Genomic DNA, 24025 nt, shown 5'->3' with positions numbered 1-24025 from the left:
GCCGGATCTGCTGCACTCTGGGCAGATGGGAGTGTGGGAACTCCTGCTGGTCGGCGTGGTGATGCTGCTCGGCCTGTGCGGAGTGCTGGTGCCCGGAGTGCCGGGGCCGTGGCTGGTGTGGGCCGCGGTCCTGTGGTGGGCGCTGCAGGACCCGAAAGGGCTCGCCTGGGGCGTCCTCGTCGGCGCGTCCGTCGTGCTGCTCGTGGCGCAGGCGGTGCGCTGGCAGCTGCCGCCCCGAAGACTGCGGGAGAGCGGCGCCACGCGCCGCATGGCCGCCTTCGCCGGGGCCGGTGCGCTGCTGGGCTTCTGCGTGGTGCCGGTGATCGGCGCGATCCCCGGCTTCGTCGCCGGTATCTACACCGGGGAGCGGCTGCGGCTCGGCGGCCGCGGCGAGGCGGTGGCGGCGACGCGGACGGCCATGCGGATGGGCGGCACGAGCGTCCTGACGGAGCTCTTCGCGTGCCTGCTGATTCTCGGGGCGTGGCTGGGGGCGGTCTTCTGGGGCTAGGTCCTGTCGTCACTGGGCCGGCGCTGACGTGAACGTGGCACATCCGCGTCGGCGGGCCGCATACGCGTGCGAGGCTCGCCGTATGACCGAATTCAGCGAAGCCGAGCGCGCGTACCTCAAGTCCCAGCGCCTGGGGCGGATGGCCACGGTCGACCCCAAGGGCCAGCCGCAGGCGAACCCCGTCGGCTACTTCCCGCAGGACGACGGCACGATCCTCGTCGGGGGCCATGCTCTGGGCACCACCAAGAAGTGGCGCAACCTCCAGGCGAACCCGAAGGTGTCCCTCGTCGTCGACGACGTGGTGAGCCTCAAGCCGTGGCAGGTGCGGGGCATCGACATCCGCGGCGAGGCCGAACTGCTCGACGGCCCCCACGAGTTGGGGCCCGGCTTCAGCGAGGAGCTGATCCGTATCCATCCGAGGCGGATCCACAGCTGGGGGCTTGACGCGGGCTGAGTCCCGGGGCCCGCTCCGCCCGCAGGTGGCGCAGGGCGTACGAGCGCCAGGGGCGCCAGGCGTCGCGGACCGGCTCCGGTTCGCCGGGCGGGGCCACGTCCGGGTCGCCGAGCGCCCGCATCCTGATCAGCGCGGCCGTCCTCGCGCCCAGACCGGGCAGGGCGAGCAGCGCCGCCTCCGCGTCGTCCCGGTCCGCCCCCGCGTCCAGGCGCGGCACGCCGTCGGTGAGCGCCGTCGCCAGCGCGCCGAGCGGGCCGGGCTCGGCGGCCAGTTGGGCGGGTCCGGGGAAGACGTGGGTGAGGCGCCCGCAGGCGGCGTCCAGCACCTTGCCGTGCCGCTCCACGAGCCGTTCGGCGCCGGCCCGGCCCACGAGCGCGCGCACCGCGAACTCCTCCGGGTCGGCCGCGCCCGGCGAGCGCAGCCCGGGCCGGGCGGCGACGAGCGGGGCGAGCCGCGGGTCGGCGCCGAGCCGGTCGTCCACGGCGTACGGATCGGCGTCGAGGTCGAAGAGGCGGCGCAGACGCTGCACGGCCGTGGTGAGGTCCCGCAGATCGGTGAGGTGCAGCCGGGCGTCGAGCCAGCCGCCGCGGTGCACGGCCTCGGCACTGGAACCGCCGCCCGCCGTGGCCGGGGAGCGCGCCTCCTCGACGGCCACGATGGCCGTCCCGTACGGCAGTCGGAGCGTACGCCGGTACGTGCGGGCGCCGCGCTCGCCGGTGACCTCCTCGATGCCGTGGACCGCCTCGTCCGCGAGCAGGTCGAAGACCGGGGCGGCCTGGTAGGGGCCCCGGTGGGCGAGGCGCAGCGGGATACCGGCGGCGGGCGTGGCCCGCGCCGCGCCGCGTTTGGGGGCGGCGGCGCGCAGGGCGGTCGGCGTGAGCGCGTACACGGCCTTGATGGTGTCGTTGAACTGCCGGACGCTGGCGAACCCGGCGGCGAACGCGATCTCCGTCACCGGCAGATCCGTGGTCTGCAACAGGACGCGCGCGGTGTGCGCCCGCTGGGCCCGGGCCAGCGCGACCGGGCCCGCGCCCAGTTCCGCGGTGAGCTGGCGCTGCACCTGCCGGGCGCTGTAGCCGAGGCGCACGGCGAGCCCGGGGACGCCCTCGCGGTCGACGACCCCGTCGCCGATCATGCGCATGGCGCGGCCCACGACGTCCGCGCGTACGTTCCACTCGGCGGAGCCGGGGACGGCGTCCGGCCGGCAGCGGCGGCAGGCGCGGAAGCCGGAGGTCTGGGCGGCGGCGGCCGTGGTGTAGTAGCGGACGTTCTGCCGTTTGGGCGTGACGGCGGGGCAGCTGGGCCGGCAGTAGATGCCGGTCGTCTCGACGGCGAAGAAGAACTCGCCGTCGAAGCGGGCGTCCCGGCTCCGCACGGCCTCGTACCTGGTCTCTTCATCGATCACGCCACCCATTCTGGTCCTCCGGGGCCGGGAGGACTGGCGGGATTCGGACACGACGTTCAGCCCTCATCGGCCGAGTGGAGACGCGCCCCGTATGGGGCGCGGGGAACTGCGCGCCCAGCCACAACGGACCCGCAGCTCCCCAACCACCCCAACCGCTCAGGTCACCGCAAGCGCCCCCGCTTGACCTCCATCGCCGCGCGCCCCTGCGCCCCCCGCAGCCGCCACTCGCGGCGCAGCTCCGCGCGGACCCGCGCATCCGTCTTGGCGACGATGCGCTGGTTCTCGCGGATCAGCTTGCGGTAGCTGTCGAGGCGGCGTTCGGGAAGCGTGCCGTCCGCGACGGCGGCGAGCACCGCGCAGCCGGGCTCGGCGGCGTGGGCGCAGTCGTGGAACCGGCAGTCCTCCGCCAGCTCCGCGATCTCGGAGAAGACCTGCCCCACGCCGGTCCCGGCGTCCCACAGGCCGACGCCGCGCAGCCCCGGCGTGTCGATGAGGACACCGCCCGCGGGCAGCAGCAGGAGGTTGCGGGTCGTCGTGGTGTGCCGGCCCTTGCCGTCGGCGTCACGGATCGCCTGGACCTCCATGATGTCGGCGCCGGCGAGCGCGTTCGCCAGCGTCGACTTGCCCGCGCCGGACTGGCCGAGCAGCACCGACGTACCGCCGGATACGACCGCGGCGAGGATGTCGACGCCGTCCCCCGCCGTGGAGCTGACCGGCAGCACCTGCACGCCGGGGGCCGAGGTCTCCACGTCCTCGACGAGGTGCGCGAGCGTGGCGCTGTCCGGTACGAGGTCGGCCTTGGTGAGCACGATGACGGGCTGCCCGCCCGATTCCCAGCCGAGCGCGAGGAACCGCTCGATCCGCCCGAGGTCGAGCTCGGCGGCGAGCGAGACCGCGATGATCGAGTAGTCGACGTTGGCGGCGAGGATCTGCCCCTCGGACCGCTTGGACGAGGTGGAGCGCACGAAGGACGTACGCCGGGGCAGATACGCGCGTACGTAGCGGGGGTCGCCGCCGTCCGGGTCGACGGCGGCCCAGTCGCCGGTGCACACGACCTTCAGCGGGTCGCGCGGGGTGACGAACTCGGTGTCGGCGCGGACGGTCCCATGGGCGGTGACGACGTCGCACTGCCCGCGGTCCACGCGGACGACGCGGCCGGGCAGCAGCCCTTGCGCCGCGTACGGCGCGAACTCGCTCTCCCAGTCCGCGTCCCAGCCGTAGGGGGCCAGGGGGTGCGGGACGGGCGAGGACGAACCCGGAGACGAACCGGGACGGGAGGAGAACGGAAGAGAGGAGAAAGACAAGGGGTGACCCTTCACAGGGTGGCCCCGGCGCACGCGCACGAAGGCGCGCGGAGAAAGGCGTTCGGTCAGCCGGTGGCCACGGAGGTGGACTTGACGAACTTCCGGATGCGGGCAGCGCCCACCGTGACGACAGCCATCGGTCACACCTCCTGGTCCTGCTCGGCCGAGACCGGCGGCCGAACGGCCACCGGGGAACGCTACGCAGCTTAGGTCCCGGCTCCCGCGCCGCGCCAGCCATTTACCGGGAGCCGGCCCCGGCCGGTCGGGGGCGTCGCGTACGTCCTCCACCTCGAACCCCTCGGCGGCCAGGTCCCCCTCGGTCTCCTCCCGTTCCCGGAAGCGCAGCGTCGAGTCCGAGGTGAGCACCTGCCCGTCCGCCGCGAAGGCGTAGGTCCAGCGGAACGAGACCAGCGGTCCGTCGACCGCGGTGGCCTCGACCCAGTGTTCGACCCGCCCGACGCCCGGCACGTCCGTCATGCCGTGCGAGGCCTCGCGGTGCCAGTTCTCCCAGGCGCGCCGGGCCGGGTCCCGGGTCTCGAACACCAGGCGGCCGGGTCCGCGATGGCCTGGGCCACGTTCGCCGTCATGGTCGCGAGGTCGACGCGCAGCGGCGGGAGCACCGTCGCGTCGCCGACGAGCCAGCGCACCCGTTCGGCACCCGGCTTGGCGCGGGCCACCTCGACGGACGCCCGGGCCGGGTCGACGCCGACGACCTCGATCCCGCGCCCGGCGAGCAGCAGCGCGAGGACGCCCGTACCGCAGCCGATGTCCAGGACGCGGCGCGCGCCGAACTCCTCGGCCATGCGGAGGTACGCGTCGAGGTCGCTCCGGTCCGGGTCGAGCGGGTCGTAGAGCGCGGCGAGCCGCGGATGGGCGAAGGCGTCGTCGACGGTCACCGCGCCGGGCCCTCGGCCCCCTCGGCCCGCGCCGCGCGCCACTCGGGTGCCAGTACCGCCCAGATCTCGGTGTCCTGCCGTACGCCCCGGTAGGGGTCGTTCTCCCGCTGGACCCCTTCGAGGCTCATGCCGAGCCGCTTGGCCACATTGATGCTCGGCCGGTTGCCCGAGGCCACCAGCCACTCCACCCGGTGCATGCCGCGCACCTCGACCGCCCAGTCGATGAGGACGCGCACGGCGCGGGTGACCAGGCCGCGCCCGGAGGCGGCCGGTTCCAGCCAGCAGCCCGCCTCGCAGTTGCCGGACGCCACGTCGAAGACCCGGAAGAGGACGCCGCCGACGAGGCGTTCGTCGAGCCAGATGCCGTACAGGCGGCCTGCGTCGGCGGCGGCCTTGTCGGCGTAGACCTGGAGCCAGCCGCGCGCGGACCCCAGGTCGGCGGCGACGTCGGGGAGACCGACGTACTGGCCTATGAACTCACGACCGCGATCCATATGGGCCAGGAACTCCTCGGCCTGCCACGGCTCCAGCGGGCGCAGTTCGGCTCCGTCGCCCAGGGGTATCGCGAACATTCTCTTCATCCTCCACAGTGGCCGCGCGCGGTTCTCCCGGATCCTCGCACGCCCGTCGGGCAAGCTGTACGCCCCTGCTGGAGCCCGGCACGGAGGGGGTATTCCGGACAACTCCGCCGCGTCACCGATCTGGCCGGTCTTGCCGTGGACGAGATAGATGCCCCAGGCATCCAATGGGGGCAGGTAAGGGAAATCTGCGCTTGTGAGGTACGTCCATGCCGGAGACAACGAAGTCACGGGAAACAACAGAGCCAGCGGCATCAGCTGAAACAGCTGAATCAGCGCCGGCCTCCACCCCGACCCCAGCCCCCATCCCAGCCCCCACGCCATCCTCCACCCACATCCCCTTCCCCCAGGACCGCACCTGCCCCTACCACCCGCCCACCGGCTACGCGCCTCTGCGCGAGGACCGTCCGCTCTCCCGGGTGACCCTCTGGGACGGGCGCGTCGTCTGGGTGGTCACCGGGCACACCGTGGCCCGGGAGCTCCTCGCCGACCAGCGGCTCTCCGCGGACCGCGAGAACGAGAACTTCCCCGCGCCCACCGAACGCTTCGCCCGCGTCCGCAACCGGAGCATCGCGCTGCTCGGCGTCGACGACCCACGGCACAACACCCAGCGCCGGATGCTGATCCCCAGCTTCTCGGTCAAGCGCGTCGCGGCCCTGCGTCCGGCGATCCAGGAGACCGTCGACCGGCTCCTGGACGCCATGGAGGCCCAGGGGCCGCCCGCCGAGCTGGTGGGCGCGTTCGCGCTGCCGGTGCCGTCGATGGTGATCTGCTCCCTGCTCGGGGTGCCCTACGCCGACCACGACTTCTTCGAGGAGCAGTCGCGGCGCCTGCTGCGCGGCCCCGGCGCCGAGAACACCCAGGCGGCGCGGGACGAGCTGGACGCGTACTTCTACGCGTTGATCGACCGCAAGCGGAAGGAGCCGGGTGAGGGTCTCCTCGACGAGCTGATCCACCAGCAGCTCGCGGCCGGCACCGTGGACCTGGAGGAACTGGCCGGCCTGGCCACGATCCTGCTCGTGGCGGGGCACGAGACCACGGCGAACATGATCTCCCTCGGTACGTTCACGCTGCTCCAGCACCCCGAGCACCTCGCCGAGCTGCGGGCCGGTCTCGCCGACGGGCAGCCGCTGATGCCCGCCGCGGTGGAGGAGTTGCTGCGCTATCTGTCCATCGCGGAAGGCTTGCTGCGTGTGGTGAGCGAGGACATCGAGATCGCGGGCAGCACCCTGCGCGTCGGTGAGGGCGTCGTCTTCGCCACGTCCGTCATCAACCGCGACGGCGCCGCCTACGAGGAGCCGGAGCGGCTCGACTGGCACCGCGAGACCCGCCACCACCTCGCCTTCGGCTTCGGCATCCACCAGTGCCTGGGCCAGAACCTCGCCCGGGCGGAGGTCGAGATCGCCCTGCGGTCCCTCTTCGACCGGCTGCCGGGGCTGCGTCTCGCGGCGCCCGCCGAGGAGATCCCCTGCAAGCAGGGCGACACGATACAGGGGCTGCTGGAACTCCCCGTCGCCTGGTAGGAGTTGACCGACCATGGAGAGAGGCGCTACGGACAAGGTGATTCACGTGGACACCGACCGGTGCGTGGGCGCGGGCATGTGCGCGCTCACCGCGCCGGAGGTGTTCACGCAGGACGACGACGGCTTCAGCCAGGTGCTGCCGGGCCGCGAGGACGGCGGTGGCGACCCGATGGTCCGGGAAGCCGCGCGGGCGTGCCCCGTGCAGGCCATCAGCGTGCCGGAGGTGTCGACTGAGTAGACGTCACATAGCCGCCTCCCACGTTGTATTCAGGCGCGCAGGGTGACCGTGAAGCTTCTGCCGTACGCGTGACGTGTGTCGACGTCGATCCGCGTACCGCCGGGGACCTGGCTCACCCGTACGCCGGGCTCCGCGGCGGTCGCCCGGAGGCGGCGGCCGCGGAGCAGCACCGTGACCCGGTCCCGGCCCATGGTCGGGTCGGACACGGCGACGGCGGTGCTCGCGCCCTTGCCTCCGTGGTGTCCCTCGCGGCGCACGATGACCGAGGCGGGGCCTTCGACCCGTAGCCCCGCGACCTCGTGCCGCCCCGGCGTGAAGGTGTTGGCGGCCGTCAGGCCGAGAGCGCTGTGCGAAATCGCCTGGTGGTGCGGGGAGTTGGCGTGGACCTTGAGCGGGCCGTGGCGGTGGGCGCGCAGCCGGTCCTCGGTGGCGTTCGGCACCAGCGCGTAGGCGAGGCGCGCCGGCCGGGCCCCGGCCGCCCCGTCGACCGTCACGCCGAGAACCGAACGGGTCACCGGAGTGTCGGGGTTGGCGGTGCGCACGACCCGGCGGCTGCGGGTGACCCGGTCCAGGGACACCCGTACCGGCGGGGTGTCGAGGAAGACGTAGCCGATGGCGGTGCCCTGCGTGGCGTTGGCGTAGCGCAGCCAGCGCAGATCCGCGGTGCCGGGGCCGGACCAGGCGCGGCCGTCGCGGCGCGTGCCGGTGAGCGAGGTCCGGTCGTCGGGGGCGGCGGTGCGGGCGTCGACGGTCGTGGTCACGGCCCGCCCCGCGGCGTCACCGACACCCGCGGCGAGCACCACGATCTCGTCGTCGAGCAGGAACCACGACTTCGTCGCCGTCGCGCCCCGGTACACGACGAAGTCGTCGGGGAGCAGGGCCCGGTCGTGGTAGGCCGCGTCGCTGGACTGCACCATGCCCGTGGCGCCGTACGTCCCGAGGACGGCGCCGCCGGAGTGGCTGTTCGTGCCGCGCGGGAAGTAGACGTACTTGTTCTGCGACTCGGAGGACGAGGTGAAGTGGAGGGGGTGCCCGGGGTTGTCGTAGTACGCCTTGCCGTACAACTCCGGTACGGTGTGCCGCTGTTCCACGGGTGCGGTGACGCCCGCGAGGCCGTACGGCGATACCGTGGTGTAGTAGTCGACGCCGTACGCCTGGGTCTGGTCCTGGCCGGAGAGGTAGAGGTAGTACGCGCCGTCGCCCTGGAACCACGGCATGAGGTTCTCGCCGTTCATGTACTCGTACTTGCTGATCCGGTCGGAGCTTCGCGCGAGCGCGAAGGTGTAGCCCGGTCTGCGGTGCACGGTCTTGTCCATGGCGTTGAAGGCGACACTGCGTTCGGCGGGGTTGAGGTCGGCGGGCGGCACGGAATCGTCGCCGATGATGTCGGCGTAATGGACGATGCTGACCGGGGAGACGAACCGGGACGGGTCGAGGGTGGTGCGCGAGGTGGCCCTGATGTGCTTGACGTAGCTCTTGAGTGCGGTGGCCCCGGCCCCGGTCGCGAGCGAGGAGAGGTCGACGACGGCCTCCACGACCACCGCCACGTCGGTGTACCCGGAGTCTGGGCGCGCCACGGCCCGGCCCTTGACTATCTCCATCATCCAGCCCTCGAAGATCAGCGGGGCGAAGCCGTCCTTCACCCAGCCGTACACGGTCGGCACCAGCTCCTCGCCGTGCGCGAAGCCGGTGCCGTCGAGGATCTTGAGGGTCTGCACGACGCGGGTGAGCAGGCCCTTGCCGTACGAACCCGTGTACGCGACGGAGGCGTGCTGTATGAAGGAGCCGTCCGCGTAGTGGCCGTCCGTCACGCCGTGCCGCAGCTGGTAGGGGTCGATGGTGAGGAACACCGTCAGCTGGTCGGTGAGGGCCTTGCGGATGCGGGGATCGCCCTCGTGGCCGAGGAGGGCGCCCTGGAGGATGCGGTTGGTGGTGATGTCGGCGAGGTTGGCGCCGGTGTGGAAGCGCGAGTCGAGGTCCACGTCGCCGTCGGTGCCGTTGCGCAGATAGGCGTCCATGGACGCGACGTAGGTGCGCACCAGCTCCGGGCGGTAGGAGCGCACTTCGTCCGCGAGGAGCGCCAGGGTCTTGCTGATGTGCTGGGAGATGCCGATCTCCCAGTGGAACCAGTTGCCGTAGTAGCCCTTGGACTGGTCGCCGTAGTAGCGCTCGTGCAGCCAGGTCAGGCCGTCGATGACGCGGCGCTGGGCGGCGGTGTCGCCGTGCGGCCCGGAGCCGGGTGTGCGGGTGGCGAGGGCGATCTCGTACAGGCGGCGGTAGGCGGTGTTCAGGTTCGCCTCGTCGGTGCCGAGCGCGAGTCCGGCGAAGAGTTCGCCCTCGCCCGCGTCGTCCATCGCCTTCAGGTTCGCCCGCGCTGTCCGCTCGACGGCGGCGAGCTTCGCGGCCGTCTCCGGCCGGGCGTTGGAGGCGGCCGTGCCCGCGAGGACCGCCACGGTGTTGGCGAGCAGCCGGGCGCGGCCCTCGGCCGCCGTGGCGGCGTCCGCCCGGCCCACGGGGATCACCGCCAGGAGTCCGGCGGCCGACAGGGCGGACAGCAGACGTCTGCGGGTGATCTCCATGGCGGCCTCCACCGGCGGCGTACGGGCGTTCTGGCGGGTGCTGACGGACGCGTGGCTCGGACACGTGTTCAGGCGGGCGGAGTCAAGCAGATGCCCCCGGCCGCGACAAGGGTCCGCGCGGCGACGCGCCGGGCGGCATTGGCACCGTCCCTCTGATCTTGATGCGGTTGACGGGGGAAGGGGAGCATCATGCCGGGGGTGGGCGCGCTGCGTGCGGCGCGACGGCGCGCATCGCCGCTGGTGGCGTCTCTGATTGCCCTGGTGGCGGGCGTGGCCTCCGTGACCTGGTTCGTCGTGTCGAGGTCCGAGGACCGTGCGGAGCGGCGCGCGGCGCCCGCTCGTACGCCGGGTCGGCGGTGGATGCCTTCGGGGTGCGGCGCTCACCGGCCATGTCGTACTCCTCCCCGTCCGTCGCGTCGCCCGACCGCACCGTGAACAGCGCGGGACCACCGCCGTCGCGGCGCAGGCCCGCACACCCCCGCGACAGCTGCTTCTCATTGGCCGCGAGCCGCGAGAAGTCGCCCTGAGCCCCCGGCCGTCGGCCCACGCTCACCCCTGCCGGGTCCCGCCGCGCCTCGCGATGTGCGGCGGCGGTTCGATCCCGGCGGGCAGCAGCGGATCGGCGACGGGCACGCCCCACGTGGCCGTCAGCGGGAGGTTGCCCGCCCAGACGCCGAGTGCGGCGTCCGGGCCCTCGCCGTCGTCCGGCGGTCCGACGGCGACCTTGACGGAGGCCTCCGCGAGGGAGAGCGCGAGCAGGGTGGTCGCGGCCAGCTCCTTGCGGCTGGGGCGGCGGGCGTAGTCCCACTGGCCGGGCGTCGCGTGCTCGGTGAGCAGGCGCAGGCCGCGCAGCTTCTCCTCCGGGTCGGTCACCTTGCGCGGGACCCCGTGGATCATCGCGCTGCGGTAGTTCACGCCGTGCTCGAAGACCGAGCGGGCCAGGATCAGCCCGTCGACGTGGGTGACGGTGACGCAGACCGGCGCCTCGGGGTCGGCGGCGAGGCTGCGGCTGGCGACGGAGCCGTGCAGGAAGAGCCGCGTGTCGTCACGGCCGTAGACGGTGGGTACGACCATCGGGTGGCCGTCGACGACGACACCGAGGTGACAGACGAAGCCCGCGTCCAGGATCGCTTCGAGGTCGGCGCGCTCCAGGCTGCCCTGTTCGCGGAGCCGGCGGTGGCGGGTGCGGTCGGTGACGGGCAGTTCCGGGGGCAGCGCTGACGGCTGAGGTCGTCTGTTCACGCGGCGACAACTTACCGATAACGCGGTCCAGTTGCCATACATCAACGGATCTCATACAGCTGGGGCCTTTCGGCCGCGATATCCGCAGCCGTCACCACACCCGTCCAAGCCGCGCCCGAAGAGTCCAACAACTCCCGCTCCGAAACAATTGTGAGCCGCCGCCCCGGCACGATCTGATGGAGTACATGGAACGTATGGAGCGCATGGAGCGCATGGAACGTACGGATCTCCACCACGAGGACTTCTCCCCCGGCACCGGCACCCTCCCGCCCCGCGCCTGGTACGCGACGTCGGACGCCCCCACCCTCTCCCTCAACGGAACCTGGCGCTTCCGCCTCTCCCCCACCGCCGACGCCGAGGACGACGCGTTCGCGACCGGCGCGTTCGCCACCGGCGCGCTCGCCGACGACGACCACGGCAGCGGGGCCCGGACGGCCTGGGACGAGATCACGGTCCCCGGCCATTGGGTGCTGCAGGGCCACGGCTCGCCCCACTACACCAACCAGCTCTATCCGTTCCCGGTGGACCCGCCGCGCGTGCCGACCGACAACCCCACCGGCGATCATCTGCGCACCTTCGACCTGCCCGCCGGCTGGCCGCGGTCGGGCACCGCCGTCCTGCGCTTCGACGGCGTCGAGTCCTGCGCCCGCGTCTGGCTCAACGGCACGCGGCTCGGCGACTTCAAGGGCTCCCGCCTCGCCCATGAGTTCGACGTCGGCGCGCTGCTGCGCCCGGAGGGCAACGTCCTCGCGGTCCGCGTCCACCAGTGGTCCTCCGGCTCGTATCTGGAGGACCAGGACCAGTGGTGGCTGCCGGGCGTCTTCCGCGACGTGACGCTGCTGCACCGGCCCGAGGGCAGCGCGGGCGATCACTTCGTCCACGCGTCGTACGACCACCGCGCGGGCACGGGCACGCTACGAGTCGACGCGGACGTGGAAGGACGCGTCCTCGTACGGGAGTTGGGCATCGACGTGGCGACGGGCGAGGAGGTCACCGTGCCCGTCGAGCCGTGGACCGCCGAGACGCCGAGGCTCTACGACGGGGTCCTGACCACGGCGGGCGAACGGATCCCGCTGCGCGTCGGCTTCCGCACGGTCGCCGTCGAGGACGGCGTCATCAAGGTCAACGGCCGCCGGATCCTCTTCCGGGGCGTCAACCGCCACGAGTTCCACCCGGAGACGGGCCGCGCCCTCGACCGCGACACGATGCGCGCGGACGTCCTGCTGATGAAGCGTCACAACATCAACGCGGTCCGCACCAGCCACTATCCGCCCCACCCCGCCTTCCTCGACCTCTGCGACGAGCTGGGCCTGTGGGTCGTCGACGAGTGCGACCTGGAGACCCACGGCTTCCAGGCGGTGGACTGGCGCGGCAACCCGGCCGACGACGACCGCTGGACGCCCGCGCTCCTGGACCGCGCGGCCCGCATGGTCGAGCGCGACAAGAACCACGCCTCGGTCGTCGTCTGGTCGCTGGGCAACGAGTGCGGCACGGGCCGCGGCCTCACCGCCATGGCCGACTGGATCCGCGCGCGGGACGGCAGTCGCCTCCTCCACTACGAGGGCGACAGCTCCTGCGCGGACACCGACATGTACTCGCGGATGTACGCCGCCCACGCCGAGGTCGAGACCATCGGCCGCGGAGAGGACGAGGGCCCCGAGGCGCGGCGCCGACTCCCGTTCATCCTCTGCGAGTACGGGCACGCGATGGGCAACGGCCCTGGCGGTCTCACGGAGTACCAGCACCTCTTCGAGACGTACGAGCGGCTCCAGGGCGGCTTCATCTGGGAGTGGATCGACCACGGGATCGCGCACCCCTCGTACGAGTACGCCTACGGCGGTGACTTCGGCGAGCAGCCGCACGACGGCAACTTCGTCTGCGACGGGCTGGTCTTCCCCGACCGGACGCCGTCCCCCGGCCTCATCGAGTACAAGAAGGCCGTCGAGCCGGTCCGCATCGACGGCGACGGCCGCGACGGGACCGTACGGATCACCAATCTGTACGACTTCACGACGCTGGGCCACCTCTCCTTCACCTGGTCGTACGAGGTGGACGGCGTGAGTGTCGCGGACGGCACCCTGGTGGTGCCCCCGGTCGGGCCCGGCGAGCGCGCCGAGGTGAGGCTGCCTCCGGCGCCGGCGCGCGGCCGGGACGCGGAGACCCGGTGGACGGTGCGGGCGGTACTCGCCGAGGACACGGCGTGGGCGGCGCGCGGCCACGTGGTGGCGTGGGCCCAGCTGGTCGTCGAGGTCGGCATGGCCCTGCCGGTGCCGGGCGGCACGCCCCCCGTGCGCGAAGGACGGCGGATCGCACTCGGACCCGCCGCCTTCGACGCCCACGGAACGCTGCTGTCCTTCGGCGACCTGGAGATCAAGGATCTGCGCCTGGACGTGTGGCGGGCCCCCACCGACAACGACAACGGCATGCCCTGGCGCCCCGAGCCCTCCCTGGCCGCGCGGTGGCGCAAGCTCGGCCTCGACCGGATGCAACACCGCGTCGACGCGGTCGAGTTGGGCGTCGACGCCTTGACCGTACGCACCCGGGTGGCGCCCGCGGCGAGCGATCTGGGCCTGCGGGTGGAGTACCGCTGGCAGTCGAACGGCACCCGGCTGCTGCTGACGCTGCAAGTGGAACCGGAGGGCGAGTGGCCGGTGCCGCTGCCCCGCGTCGGTATCCGCTTCGGGCTGCCCGGCGCGTCCGGGCCGGTCCGGTGGTTCGGCGGCGGGCCCGGTGAGGCCTACCCCGACACCTGCGCGGCATCGGCGATCGGCCTCTGGGAGTCGGACATCGACCGGATGCAGACGCCGTACGTGCGCCCGCAGGAGAACGGCGCCCGACCGGACCTCCGTTGGGCGGAGATCGACGGGCTGCGGATCGACAGCGGCCACGGGCCGTGGTTCACCGCGCGCCGCTGGACCACCGAGCAACTCGACGCCGCCCGGCACCGCACGGACCTCACCCCCGGTGACACCGTGTGGGTCAATCTCGACATCGGCCAGCAGGGCATCGGCTCGCAGTCCTGCGGCCCCGGCGCCCTGCCGGAATACCAACTGCACGCCCGTTCCGAAAGGTTGGACGTCACCTTCTCCACCGCCGTGACCCGGGGAAACGGAGCCGTCCGGCACTAGACTGGAGGGGAACACCGACCCCACGCGCCGCCCTGGGGGGAGGGAGCACCCCATGTCACAGCAGCGGCTCGGCCGTGGCCCGTCGAGGCCGGAACCGGACCCGGACCCGCGGCCCGACGCGGCCCCGGGGCGTTTCGTGGGCTGGCTCGGCGGCTTCGGCTGCGCCGCCGCCGGATACGCGGTGTTCCAGTCACTGGTCGGCGTGTTGCCGGACGCGATCTCGGCGGACGCCGCGCGGTACGGCATCGCGGCGGTGAGCGGCCTCGGCGTGGGCCTCGCCGCCTGGCTCTCGGCCGCGCTGCTCAGGGCGAGGGCGGGCGCCGGGGGCGACGACAGTGACGATGGCGGTGGCGGTCGGGGAGACGGTGGTGGAGGGGACGGTACGGTCGCTGGCGGGTCCGGCCGGTCCGGCCAGTCCAGCGGGGCCAGCGGGGCCCGCCACCGCCACCTCGGTCACCTCGGCCATCCCGGGCTCGCGGGGCTGCCCCGTCCGCGCGGACCCCGCACCGGCCCGGCGCCCGCTCCGTCCGCCTCTTCCACCCCCTCCACCCCTTCCGCCCTTTCCGCCCTTTCTCCCCTCCCCGGTCCGCTCCCGGCGCTCCTCGTCGCCTCGCACGCCACGCTCGCCGCGGAACTGGCCACGTTCGACGATCCGGAGCGCGGCAGGCTCATCGGCTGGCCGCACGCCCTGGACGAGCACACCAGGCCGGTGCGGCCCACACCGACCGGCACCGCCTACGGCCTGCACACCGTCCTCGAACTCGGCGCGCCCGACGGCAGGTTGGGCGTCAGTGACCTGACGGACACCCTGTGGCGGCTACGGCTGCGGGACGGCGGCTGGGCGGCCCGCTCCCAGGGTTCCAAGCCGCGTCCCGAGGTGACCGCGCTCGCGCTCGGCGCCCTCGCCCGGGCGGGCGCGGACCCGGAGCGGGTCGCCGCCGAGGCGTCCCGCTGCGCCGCGAGCTTCACCGCGGAGCTCGAACCGTCCGGCTTCGGCAGGACACATGTGGTGACCACGGTGCTGCGCGGCCTGCTCCGCGCGGCGCCGCACTCCCCCGACGTGGCCCGGCTGCGGGACGAACTGGTCGACCGCACGATCACGGACCCCGCCAGGGAGCACCGCCGCTGCTGGGGCCCCACGCTGCGCGGCGCCCCGGCCACCCGGCCCTCCCCCGCGCACACGGCGCAGGCCGTGGTCGCCCTCGACCGGGCGGCCCGCGTCCTGGACGAGGACACGAACACCCGAGCGGCCCGCGAGGACGGCGTGCGCTGGCTGCTCGCCTGCCCGCAGCCGCTGCACGACGGCTGCGTGGACCTGACCAACACTCAGGAGGAGGTGCGCCGCCCGCACCCCGTCGACTCCTGGCGCCAAGAGGTGCTGTTCGTACGCCACTTCACGGCCGCCTGGATGGTGCGCGCGCTGCTGACGCCGGGCGCCTGGCGGATCGCCGCCGACGAGGGCCGTGAGGAGGAGTGGCACACGCTTCTCACGGCGGCCGTCGGCTCGGTGTGGCGCCAGCAGGACGACGGGATATGGAACTGGGACGGGCATGATCTCGGCCGACCCCTGTGGATGACCTATCAGGGCCTTTCGGCGCTGCGGGCACATGCCGTATGGATGTATCAGCCGGGTTCCTGAACCCCGGGACCTGCGCGGGTGGGCGCGGACGAGGGGGAGAGTGCTGTGGGTGCTCGGCACGTGTACAACGCCAGGCGGCTCCTCGAAGGGTCCCTGGACGGTCCGACGGAGGACGACCTGGTGCGCGCCGCCCGCGCGGTCGTCGCCGAACTGGGCTCGCCCGAGCGCCTGTTGCCTCTGGTGGCCGAGCTGGCGACGGGAGTCGGCGACCCCTCGGGCTGCGCACTCGTCTCGTACCGCCATGTCCTCGGCTTCGACAAGCTGCTCCTGATAGACGGCGGGCCCCGGCACCGGCTGCGCGCGCACGTGTGGCATCCGAAGGAGAGCGCGCGGGAGGACATCCACAACCACCGGTCCCCGCTGGCCTCCCATGTGGTGCGGGGCGCGCTCGGTATGGAGCTGTACCAGCCGGTCGAGGACGGCGGCGAGGACAGCGGGGGCGGGCAGGCCGCCGCGTGGTTCCGGGAGTCCCTGACGGGAGAGGAGGGCGACTGGCTCCTTGAGCCGGCGGGCCGGGCGCGGCTGCGGCTGACGCAGAGCGCTCTGTACGCGGCGGGGAGCGGGTACGCGCTGCCGTCGTACGCCCTGCACCGGGCGTGGTGCGCGGCGCCCGCGCCGACGGTGACGCTGTTCCTGGAGACCGGGGCGGGGCGGCGGCGCTATACGGACGTGTTCACCGAGCCCGACGCGGGGGACGCACCGGCGCGGGCGGTGGCGAAGAAGCCACTGGAGGTGCGGGACTACTTGACGGAGCTGAGGGTTCTCGCGGAACTCATCGGCTGAAGGTCCCGGCCCAACTCATCGGCTGAAGGCCTGGCGGACGATGTCGCGGTTGTAGTCGTCGATCTCGACCGTGCCGAGTTCGGCGGGGGCCAGCCAGCGGTGGTCCTGGTCGGGAAGGGGCAGCGTCACATCGAAGGAGAGCGGCCGGACCAGGAAGTTGTCCTGCCAGTTCTTGATCTCGTGGCCCCGGTACGTACTGAGGAACGACGACTCGCCGACCTTGCGCAGCACCTGGCCGAGGAGACCGGTCTCTTCCTTCAGCTCTCTCAGGACGCCGTCGCGTGGACTCTCGCCCGGTTCGAGCTTCCCGCACGGCACGCCCCACACCCGGGGCAGGAACCGCTCGGTCTCGCTGCGGCGTACGAGCAGGACACGGCCGCGGTGGGCGACGACGGCCGCCGCGAGCCGGTTCTCGCCGGGATAATCCATGCCTTCCACCGTAGCGGGGAATCGGGGGCCGGGACAGTCGGGCAGACCGTGTCCGATTCCTTCAAGACCGGTCATCGGCACGCCACATACGCTCACGGGCATGAACAGCACACCCACTCACACACCCGCTCGCACGCCCACACCGCGATTCGATCTGATCGGTCTCGTCGTCTCCGACATGGCCGCCTCGCTCGCCTTCTACCGCCGGCTCGGCCTGGAGTTCGCCGAGGGCTCCGAGAGCGCGCCGCACGTCGAGGCCGTGCTCCCCGGGGGCCCGCGCATCGCCTTCGACACGGAGGAGACCATCCGTTCCTTCCACGAGGGGTGGCGCCCGCCCACCGGCGGGGGGCGGATCGGGCTCGCCTTCCACTGCGGGACATCGGAGGCCGTCGACGCGTCCTACGCGGAGCTGACGGGCGCCGGGCACAAGAGCGAGCTGGCGCCGTTCGACGCGCCCTGGGGCCAGCGGTACGCGGTCGTGCTCGACCCGGACGGCAACGGCGTCGACCTCTTCGCACCGCTGGAGGACGCCGGGCGGTCAGCGGCCGCCGAGTAGTCCGGTCAGCGACATTCCGGTCAACTCCCTTACGTCACGGGCCAGGTGGGCCTGGTCGGCGAAGCCCGTGGCGGCCGCGGTGTCCGCGTACGACAGTCCTTCGCGGGCCAGCGCGAGCGCCCGCTGAAGCCGGAGCACCCGGGCCAGCGTCTTGGGTCCGTAGCCGAAGGCGGGCAGTGAACGGCGGTACAGGAGACGGGCGTTGACGCCGAGGGCCGCCGCGGTCCCGGCGACCGACCGGCCTGCGCCCAGGGATCTGACGATCTCGGCGAGGAACGGGTCGGGCGCCTCCGCGTCGGCGGCGCGCTCCACGGCGATCGCCTCCAGGGCGGCCATCGGGTCACGCGCGCCGTCCACCCGGCCCGTCAGGCGGCGCACCTTCGCCGCCGTCCACAGACCGGCCAACTCGACGCGCTGGTCCCTTAGTTCGTGGGCCGGGACGCCCAGGAAGGCGGGGGCGGTGCCGGGGTGGAAGCGGATGCCGACGTGGCGGCCGCCGGGCTCGGTGGCGGCGGGGACGTACGCGCGGGTGTCCGGGCCCGCGACGAACAGCCTGCCCTCGGTCCACAGCAGGTCCATGCAGCCGTCGGGCAGCACGGGGCGGGCGTCGCCGGGGGCGTCCGTGGACGTGCGGGTCCACACGACCGCGCCGGTCAGCAGGGACGGCCGCTCCCGGTACTCCCCCTGGTCACCGGGCGTCCGGGCCATGTTCTGGGCCATGTTCTGGGCCATGCGAGGAAGGCTACGCCCGCGCGGACGCGGTGCTCCTGGGGGCTGACTCCGTAGACCCTCTTGAAGGCGCCGGAGAGCGCGAACGCGCTGCCGTACCGACCTTGCGGGCGATCGAGCCGATCATCAGTCCGCTGTCGCGCAGCAGATCCGCGGCGCGGTCCGTACCAGGCGGGGCCGCCGCCTCGGGGCGGGAGAACCAGGCGCGCAGCGCGGCGATCAGGAGGAGGTCCAGGAGCCGGTCGAGGACGACGTCCTGGCCCGGCTCGTCCTTGCTGTTCTCGTCGGCGAGCAGCGGGGTGTGCGGGCAGTCCCACGCGGTGCCGCGCACCATGATCATGACGACAGAAGTGCCTCGTCGGCGATGCGCACGGACCAGGGCGGTTCGCACAGCCGGCCGTGAGGGCCGCAGGGTCGACTGGGCGGACCGGTCGACGTGGCGGACGCCCTGCGGGGCGCCGACGCGGCGCATCTCGCGTATCTGCCGGACGTCGGCGCGCCCGGCGCGGCGGAGACGGTCGGCGCGTTCGCCCGCCTCGCGGTGGACGATCGTACGGGCCAGTTGGCTCGCGCGGAACCTCAGCGAAGGGCCGCTCCTGGACGGGATGCGGGGCGGAGAGCTGGTCTCCCCCGCGGGTGAGGTGCTGGAGCCCTGGGCATCGACGTGCGGGATGTCGCGGATGTGGTGGTGGCCGCGCTGACCGGCGGCGACCGGTTCGCGGGGCGGACCCTTGACCTCGGGACGAACCTCGACGGTCGCAACGCGGTGCTCTCCGAGGGGGTACGGGAGGCGCTGGGCCGGGATCCCAGGGACTTCGCGGACTTCGCCGGGGAACAGGCCGAGGCGGGCACCTGGAAGAACTGAGTCCGGGGCCCTCCGCCACTCCGGACCCCGCTCCTGCTCCGGACCCCTCTGCCGCTCCGGACCCCTCCGCTACTCCGGAGGCCGATCCGTGCCGTTCTTCTTCACATGCGTCCGCAGCCGCGACGTCACATCGTCCGGAGGAAGGAAGCGGGACCACCGCTCGGGGAACTCGGACGGCATCTCCGGGTCCTCGGGGTCGATGAAGGCCTCGCGTGCCGCGGCGGCACGGGCGACGACCTCGGCGGCCTGCGCCTCCCTTATGCGGTCGTTGGCGGCGCGCGCCGCCGCCGTGGCGACGGACGGCCAGACGCGGTCGATCGCCGCGTTGACCGCGGCGCCCACCAGGACCGCGAAGGCCGACACGCCGATCCACAGGAGCACGGCGACCGGGGCCGCCAGCGAGCCGTAGATCGTGGGGCCCTCCACCGTGCTGGTGAGGTAGATACGGAGCAGGAAGCTGCCGAGCACCCACATGGCCAGGGCGATCAGCGCGCCCGGCATGTCCTCGACCCACGGCGACCGGACCGGTACCGACACGTGGTACAGCGTCGTCAGGAAGACCACGGAGAGGATGACGACGACCGGCCAGTAGAGGATCTGGACGACCGTCGTAGAGCCCGGCAGGAGCTTCACCACCGCGTCCGGCCCCGCCACCATCAGCGGCAGCGCGACCGAGCCGATCAGCAGCGCCACGATGAAGAGCCCGAAGGCCAGGACCCTCGTCTTGACGATGCCGCGCACGCCGTCCAGGCCGTACATCACGGTGATCGTGTCGATGAAGACGTTCACGGCGCGCGAGCCCGACCAGAGGGCGAAGAGGAAGCCGATGGAGATGACGTCGGGGCGGCCGACCTTCATGACGTCTTCCAGTATCGGCTGCGCGATCTGGCTGACCCCCCGGTCGGACAGGACCGTGCGGGACGCCTCCAGGATGTTGCTCTCGACGCTGGCGATGGTGTTCGCGCCGGTCCACCGGTCGACGTAGGCGAGCAGCCCGATCAGGCTCAGCAGCAGCGGCGGCACGGAGAGCAGCGTGAAGAACGCCGCCTCGGCCGCGAGCCCCAGGATGCGGTACTCCATGCAGGAATTGACGGTGTCCTTGAGCAGCAGCCAGGCGGTCCTGCGCTTGGAGACGTTGCGGTAGAGAGCGCGGGCCCGTTTCCAGCGTCCCGAGGGACGCCCGGGTGTTTCATTTGCCTGGTGCACCTCCTTACCGTAGCGGCATGGCAGCCACCACCCACACAGTGACCAACCAGGCTCCGCCCCTGGTGGGATATGACGTATTCGCGTCCGACCGGGCCCTCGTGGAGGGCGTCGAGCGGCATCTGGATCCGGCACTCCTCGATTCCGCCCGTGACGAGCTCTCGCTGCTCGGCCGCAGCGCCGGTTCCGCCCAGGCACAGGAGTGGGGAGCGCTCGCCAACGACAACCCTCCGGTGCTGCGCACCCACGACCGCTACGGCCACCGCATCGACGAGGTCGACTTCCATCCGTCCTGGCACCGGCTGCTCGGCAAGGCGGTCGGCGCGGGCCTGACCGGGGCCTGGTCGCGGCCCGGCGGGCATGTGCGGCGGGCCGCGGGGTTCCTGGTGTGGACGCAGACCGAGGGCGGGCACGGCTGCCCGGTCTCGATGACGCACGCCGCGGTGCCCGCGCTGCGCGCCGACCCGGCGCTCGCCGCCGAGTGGGAGCCGCGCCTCACCTCGACCATCTACGACCAGGGGCTGCGCCCGGCGTCGCAGAAGGCGGGCGCCCTCTTCGGGATGGGCATGACGGAGAAGCAGGGCGGCAGCGACGTGCGGGCCAATACGACGCGGGCGCAGGCGCTCGCCGAGGACGGGACGTACGCGCTCACGGGGCACAAGTGGTTCTGCTCCGCGCCCATGTCCGACGGTTTCCTGGTGCTCGCGCAGGCCGAGCAGGGGCTGACCTGCTTCCTCGTGCCGCGGGTCCTGGAGGACGGCTCGCGGAACGCCTTCGCCATCCAGCGGCTCAAGGACAAGCTGGGCAACCGCTCCAACGCCTCCAGCGAGGTCGAGTTCGACGGGACGTGGGCGCGCCGGGTCGGTGACGAGGGGCGCGGGGTGCGCACCATCATCGAGATGGTCGCGGCGACCCGGCTCGACTGTGTGATCGGTTCGGCGGCGCTGATGCGGCAGGCCGTCGCGCAGGCGGTGCACCACGCCACGTACCGGGAGGCGTTCGGCGGCAAGCTCGTCGACAAGCCGCTCATGCGCAACGTACTGGCGGATCTGGCGCTCGAATCGGAGGCGGCCACGACGCTGGCGCTGCGGCTCGCGGCGGCGTACGACGACGGGAGCGAGCAGGAGCGGGCGTTCCTGCGGCTCTCGGTGCCGGCCGCGAAGTACTGGGTGACCAAGCGGTGCACGCCGATGGTCGGCGAGGCGCTGGAGTGCCTGGGCGGCAACGGCTACGTCGAGGAGTCGGGCATGCCGCGGCTGCTGCGCGAGGCGCCGCTCAACTCCATCTGGGAGGGGTCGGGGAACGTACAGGCGCTGGACGTCCTGCGGGCACTCCAGCGCGAACCGCAGGCGCTGAACGCGTTCCTCCAGGAGGTCGGCAAGGCCCGTGGCGCCGACCACCGCCTGGACGGCGCGATCAAGGGCCTGCTGACGGAGCTGGCCGATCTCGACGGCATCGAGGCGCGGGCGCGGCGGCTCGTGGAGCGCATGGCGCTGGTGCTCCAGGGGTCGCTGCTCGTGCGGTACGCGCCTTCGGAGGTGTCCGACGCGTTCTGCGCGTCACGGCTCGGCGGGGACTGGGGCACGGCGTTCGGGACGCTGCCGCACAGCCTGGATCTGGCCTCGGTGGTGGAGCGGGCGGCTCCGACGGCGTAGAGCGTGTACTGACACGGGGGTGGTGCTGCGCCGACACGGCACCACCCCCGTCTTTCAGGCCCCTTGAGGAGCATGAACACCGCACGGGCGGCGTGGTGTCCAGATTCCGTCACCGCACAGCCGTTCGCGAGGGTTGCATGAGGTTGCAACGCGCGCCCTCCTCCAGTTGATTCATCGTCGAACCAATACCTCGGGCGGCGCTCCGCAAGGCACGATGAGGGGGTGCCGCTACGCACTGGTCTGGCCGGAAAGGACCCAGTGGTGATGAACGCCCCTTCGACGATCGACCTCGCGCGGCTCTCCGCCATGGACCTCGCACACGCCGCGCGGCTCCTGAAGGCGGTGCGCGACGCGACGCTCTCCGGACAGCGGCCGCACGTCATGCCCCGGCCGGTGATCCACGAGTCCTGGGGGCGCATGCTGACCGACGGCGTCGATCCCGACCACGACGTCCGGGCCCGGCTGCTCAGCGAGGAGGAGCTGGAGGAGCGCCGCCGCGCCTCGCCGCTCCTGGAGATCCTGCCGGTCCTGCGCCACGCCCTGGTCTCGGTGGCGGACGCCGCGCAGCACATCATGGTCGTCTGCGACGCGCAGGCACGGGTGCTGTGGCGCGAGGGCAGCGCCGCGGTGCTGCGCAAGGCGGACTCGCTCGGTTTTGAACCGGGCGCGGACTGGGGGGAGAGCGTCGTCGGCACGAACGGCATCGGCACCCCGCTGATCGTGCGCCGCCCCGTGCAGGTCTTCTCCGCCGAGCACTTCGTGCAGACCCACCACCCGTGGACGTGCACGGGTGCGCCGGTGACCGATCCGCGCGACGGCCGGCTGCTCGGCGTGGTCGACGTCAGCGGCCCGCTGCGGAGCATGCATCCGGCGACACTCGCCCTGGTCGACACGGTGGCCAAGCTCGCCGAGGCCCGGCTGCGCGAGCGGCATGTGACGGCGCTGGAGCGGCTGCGGGCGGTGGCGGCCCCGGTCCTCGCGAGACTCGACGGGCGGGCCATCGCCGTGGACGTGCACGGCTGGACCGCCGCGGTGACGGGCATGCCCCCCGCTGACCGCCTCGCCCTGCCCAAGTCCCTTGCCGCGGGCCGTACTTGGCTTCCCTCGCTGGGCTCCTGCCGGGTGGAGCCGCTGCCCGGCGGCTGGCTGCTGCGCCTGGGGAACCCGGGCGAGACACCGGATCCGCTCCCCGCGACACGGCTGGTCCTCGATGTGAGCGAGCCACGCCGGTGGACGCTCGCGATGCTCGGCGGCGCCCGCGACTGGACGCACGAACTGAGCCCGCGCCACGCCGAGTTGCTCTATCTGCTCGCCACGCACCGCGAGGGGCGCAGCGCGTCGGAGCTGGCACAGGACATGTTCGGTGATCCGGCGCGGACGGTGACGGTCCGGGCGGAACTCTCCCGAGTGCGGCGGTACTTGGGCGGACTGCTCGCCCACCGCCCCTACCGACTGCACGAGGACGTCGAGGTGGAGGTCATATCACCGGACAGCCCGGCCGGCCTCCTGCCGCACTCGACCGCACCGGCGATTCGAGACGCGAGGAGCGTGGCGGAGCCTTGAGCGTCATCGTGGCCTTGAGCATCATCGTGGCCTTGAGCATCATCGCGGCCTTGAGCATCATCGTGCGGGTCCGGTTCGACACCGGCCCCCGGCCTCGTCGAGGAGCCCGGCCCGTGATTCGCTGAGCCCCATGAGTCTCACTGTCACCACGTGGTCGCTGGAGCAGACGTCTCCCCGCGATCTGCTGCCCGCCGCCGCGCCCGAGGGCGATGTGCGGATCGTGCGCGCCGAAGTGCCGTCGCCCGAGTTCAGCCGGTTCCTCTACGCTTCCGTCGGCGGGGACGTCCGCTGGACCGACCGGCTGTCCCTGACCTATGCCGAGTGGCAGAAGCTGCTGGACCGGCCCGGTGTGGAGACGTGGGTCGCGTACGACAGGGGAACGCCCGCCGGGTACGTGGAGCTGGTCGCGCGGGGCGAGCGGGGGGACGCGGCGCCGGGCGTCGTCGAGATCACGTACTTCGGGCTGCTCCCCGCCTTCCGGGGCCGCCGGATCGGCGGGCACCTCCTCTCTTACGGTGTGGCGCGCGCCTGGGACCTGGCCGAGCGGTGGCCGGGACTCACGCCGACCGAGCGGGTCTGGCTGCACACCTGCTCCCTGGACGGCGAGCACGCCATGGACAACTACCAGCGGCGCGGTTTCAAGCTCTTCGACACCAAGGTCGAGCAGGAAGCGGAGGTTGCTGCTCCGGGCCCGTGGCCGGGGGCCGACCGCGGCTGATTCGGCCCCTCCGCTTTCCGGTTCGCTGTG

Annotated in this window: 21 protein-coding genes and 2 pseudogenes; 13 read left to right on the top strand and 10 right to left on the bottom strand. The window is 72.8% G+C overall.

All coding sequences use genetic code 11. The features are described from left to right. The first annotated feature begins 25 nt into the window (after positions 1-25). Both ACWDZ7_RS22795 and ACWDZ7_RS22790 read left to right on the top strand, forming a co-directional pair. Entirely contained in the window at positions 26-508 is a 483-nt protein-coding gene (locus tag ACWDZ7_RS22795) for a DUF456 domain-containing protein (protein ID WP_451799290.1), read from the top strand. An 82-nt stretch (positions 509-590) separates the two neighbouring features. Continuing rightward, positions 591-962 (top strand): PPOX class F420-dependent oxidoreductase, encoded by a 372-nt coding sequence (locus tag ACWDZ7_RS22790; RefSeq protein ID WP_451799289.1) that lies wholly within the window; start codon positions 591-593, stop codon positions 960-962. Here the strand turns inward: ACWDZ7_RS22790 and ACWDZ7_RS22785 are convergent. The 4 genes and pseudogenes from ACWDZ7_RS22785 to ACWDZ7_RS22770 form a co-directional block, all read right to left on the bottom strand. Further along, positions 898-2376: a bifunctional transcriptional activator/DNA repair enzyme AdaA gene (locus ACWDZ7_RS22785; protein ID WP_451799287.1), complete on the bottom strand. Its 1479-nt coding sequence runs from the start codon at positions 2374-2376 to the stop codon at positions 898-900. The two genes, ACWDZ7_RS22790 and ACWDZ7_RS22785, sit on opposite strands and share 65 nt — an antisense overlap. 152 nt (positions 2377-2528) lie before the next feature. Then, positions 2529-3596, bottom strand: a complete 1068-nt coding sequence (rsgA, locus tag ACWDZ7_RS22780; RefSeq protein WP_451799488.1) for a ribosome small subunit-dependent GTPase A — start codon at positions 3594-3596, stop codon at positions 2529-2531. A 327-nt stretch (positions 3597-3923) separates the two neighbouring features. Continuing rightward, a pseudogene (locus tag ACWDZ7_RS22775) lies at positions 3924-4567 on the bottom strand (class I SAM-dependent methyltransferase); the annotation flags it as partial. Continuing rightward, the gene (locus tag ACWDZ7_RS22770; RefSeq protein WP_451799286.1) at positions 4564-5139 is read right to left on the bottom strand and encodes a GNAT family N-acetyltransferase; all 576 of its coding nucleotides are present in this window, start codon (positions 5137-5139) and stop codon (positions 4564-4566) included. The pseudogene ACWDZ7_RS22775 and the gene ACWDZ7_RS22770, both read right to left, overlap by 4 nt. A 215-nt stretch (positions 5140-5354) precedes the next feature. Here ACWDZ7_RS22770 and ACWDZ7_RS22765 point away from each other — a divergent pair, with 215 nt between their 5' ends. Next, positions 5355-6668 carry a cytochrome P450 gene (locus ACWDZ7_RS22765; RefSeq protein ID WP_451799284.1) on the top strand — a complete coding sequence of 438 codons (1314 nt, stop codon included), beginning with the start codon at positions 5355-5357 and terminating at the stop codon, positions 6666-6668. A 13-nt stretch (positions 6669-6681) separates the two neighbouring features. Continuing rightward, positions 6682-6906 (top strand): ferredoxin, encoded by a 225-nt coding sequence (locus ACWDZ7_RS22760; protein WP_451799283.1) that lies wholly within the window; start codon positions 6682-6684, stop codon positions 6904-6906. A gap of 29 nt (positions 6907-6935) precedes the next feature. Here the strand turns inward: ACWDZ7_RS22760 and ACWDZ7_RS22755 are convergent, their stop codons facing one another. Together ACWDZ7_RS22755 and ACWDZ7_RS22750 are read right to left on the bottom strand one after the other, a co-directional pair. Beyond that, a complete protein-coding gene (locus ACWDZ7_RS22755; protein WP_451799281.1) occupies positions 6936-9485 on the bottom strand; it encodes a polysaccharide lyase family 8 super-sandwich domain-containing protein in 2550 nt (849 codons plus the stop codon). A 549-nt stretch (positions 9486-10034) separates the two neighbouring features. After that, the gene (locus ACWDZ7_RS22750; RefSeq protein ID WP_451799279.1) at positions 10035-10727 is read right to left on the bottom strand and encodes a pyridoxamine 5'-phosphate oxidase family protein; all 693 of its coding nucleotides are present in this window, start codon (positions 10725-10727) and stop codon (positions 10035-10037) included. A 185-nt stretch (positions 10728-10912) separates the two neighbouring features. Between ACWDZ7_RS22750 and ACWDZ7_RS22745 the strand changes: the two genes are divergently transcribed. From ACWDZ7_RS22745 to ACWDZ7_RS22735, 3 genes are read left to right on the top strand one after another with little or no spacing between them, the layout of a single operon-like run. Then, positions 10913-13855 carry a glycoside hydrolase family 2 TIM barrel-domain containing protein gene (locus tag ACWDZ7_RS22745; protein ID WP_451799278.1) on the top strand — a complete coding sequence of 981 codons (2943 nt, stop codon included), beginning with the start codon at positions 10913-10915 and terminating at the stop codon, positions 13853-13855. Between the two features lie 52 nt (positions 13856-13907). Next, positions 13908-15494, top strand: coding sequence for a hypothetical protein (locus ACWDZ7_RS22740; RefSeq protein ID WP_451799276.1), 1587 nt, complete (start codon positions 13908-13910; stop codon positions 15492-15494). 45 nt (positions 15495-15539) lie between these two features. Continuing rightward, the gene (locus ACWDZ7_RS22735) at positions 15540-16277 is read left to right on the top strand and encodes a hypothetical protein (protein ID WP_451799274.1); all 738 of its coding nucleotides are present in this window, start codon (positions 15540-15542) and stop codon (positions 16275-16277) included. A gap of 15 nt (positions 16278-16292) precedes the next feature. Here ACWDZ7_RS22735 and ACWDZ7_RS22730 read toward each other — a convergent pair whose 3' ends face one another. Continuing rightward, on the bottom strand, positions 16293-16706 hold the full coding sequence (locus ACWDZ7_RS22730) for an NUDIX hydrolase (protein ID WP_451799273.1): 414 nt from the start codon (positions 16704-16706) through the stop codon (positions 16293-16295). A gap of 100 nt (positions 16707-16806) precedes the next feature. Here ACWDZ7_RS22730 and ACWDZ7_RS22725 point away from each other — a divergent pair, with 100 nt between their 5' ends. Further along, positions 16807-17262 (top strand): VOC family protein, encoded by a 456-nt coding sequence (locus tag ACWDZ7_RS22725; protein WP_451799271.1) that lies wholly within the window; start codon positions 16807-16809, stop codon positions 17260-17262. Here ACWDZ7_RS22725 and ACWDZ7_RS22720 read toward each other — a convergent pair. Together ACWDZ7_RS22720 and ACWDZ7_RS22715 are read right to left on the bottom strand one after the other, a co-directional pair. Continuing rightward, the gene (locus ACWDZ7_RS22720) at positions 17245-17994 is read right to left on the bottom strand and encodes a DUF6597 domain-containing transcriptional factor (protein ID WP_451799270.1); all 750 of its coding nucleotides are present in this window, start codon (positions 17992-17994) and stop codon (positions 17245-17247) included. The genes ACWDZ7_RS22725 and ACWDZ7_RS22720 overlap by 18 nt on opposite strands. Beyond that, a pseudogene (locus ACWDZ7_RS22715) lies at positions 17916-18331 on the bottom strand (cupin domain-containing protein); the annotation flags it as partial. The gene ACWDZ7_RS22720 and the pseudogene ACWDZ7_RS22715, both read right to left, overlap by 79 nt. 324 nt (positions 18332-18655) lie before the next feature. Here ACWDZ7_RS22715 and ACWDZ7_RS22710 point away from each other — a divergent pair. Next, entirely contained in the window at positions 18656-18856 is a 201-nt protein-coding gene (locus ACWDZ7_RS22710) for a hypothetical protein (protein WP_451799269.1), read from the top strand. Positions 18857-18925: 69 nt separating this feature from the next. Here ACWDZ7_RS22710 and ACWDZ7_RS22705 read toward each other — a convergent pair whose 3' ends face one another. Next, the gene (locus tag ACWDZ7_RS22705; RefSeq protein WP_451799268.1) at positions 18926-20062 is read right to left on the bottom strand and encodes a YihY/virulence factor BrkB family protein; all 1137 of its coding nucleotides are present in this window, start codon (positions 20060-20062) and stop codon (positions 18926-18928) included. Positions 20063-20079: 17 nt separating this feature from the next. Here ACWDZ7_RS22705 and ACWDZ7_RS22700 point away from each other — a divergent pair, with 17 nt between their 5' ends. The 4 genes from ACWDZ7_RS22700 to ACWDZ7_RS22685 all read left to right on the top strand — a co-directional run bounded on the left by ACWDZ7_RS22700 (position 20080) and on the right by ACWDZ7_RS22685 (position 23995). Then, positions 20080-21714, top strand: coding sequence for an acyl-CoA dehydrogenase family protein (locus tag ACWDZ7_RS22700; protein WP_451799266.1), 1635 nt, complete (start codon positions 20080-20082; stop codon positions 21712-21714). Between the two features lie 264 nt (positions 21715-21978). Further along, positions 21979-23277, top strand: coding sequence for a GAF domain-containing protein (locus tag ACWDZ7_RS22695; protein WP_451799264.1), 1299 nt, complete (start codon positions 21979-21981; stop codon positions 23275-23277). Then, positions 23274-23402: a hypothetical protein gene (locus ACWDZ7_RS22690; RefSeq protein ID WP_451799262.1), complete on the top strand. Its 129-nt coding sequence runs from the start codon at positions 23274-23276 to the stop codon at positions 23400-23402. Before ACWDZ7_RS22695 ends, ACWDZ7_RS22690 begins: the two co-directional genes overlap by 4 nt. Before the next feature lie 5 nt (positions 23403-23407). After that, positions 23408-23995 (top strand): GNAT family N-acetyltransferase, encoded by a 588-nt coding sequence (locus tag ACWDZ7_RS22685; protein WP_451799260.1) that lies wholly within the window; start codon positions 23408-23410, stop codon positions 23993-23995. The last annotated feature ends 30 nt before the right edge of the window (positions 23996-24025 follow it).

It is taken from the genome of Streptomyces sp. NPDC003032 (assembly GCF_053591415.1).
Note: the sequence above shows the minus strand (reverse complement) of the source record. Positions and strands in the feature narration are given on the sequence as shown.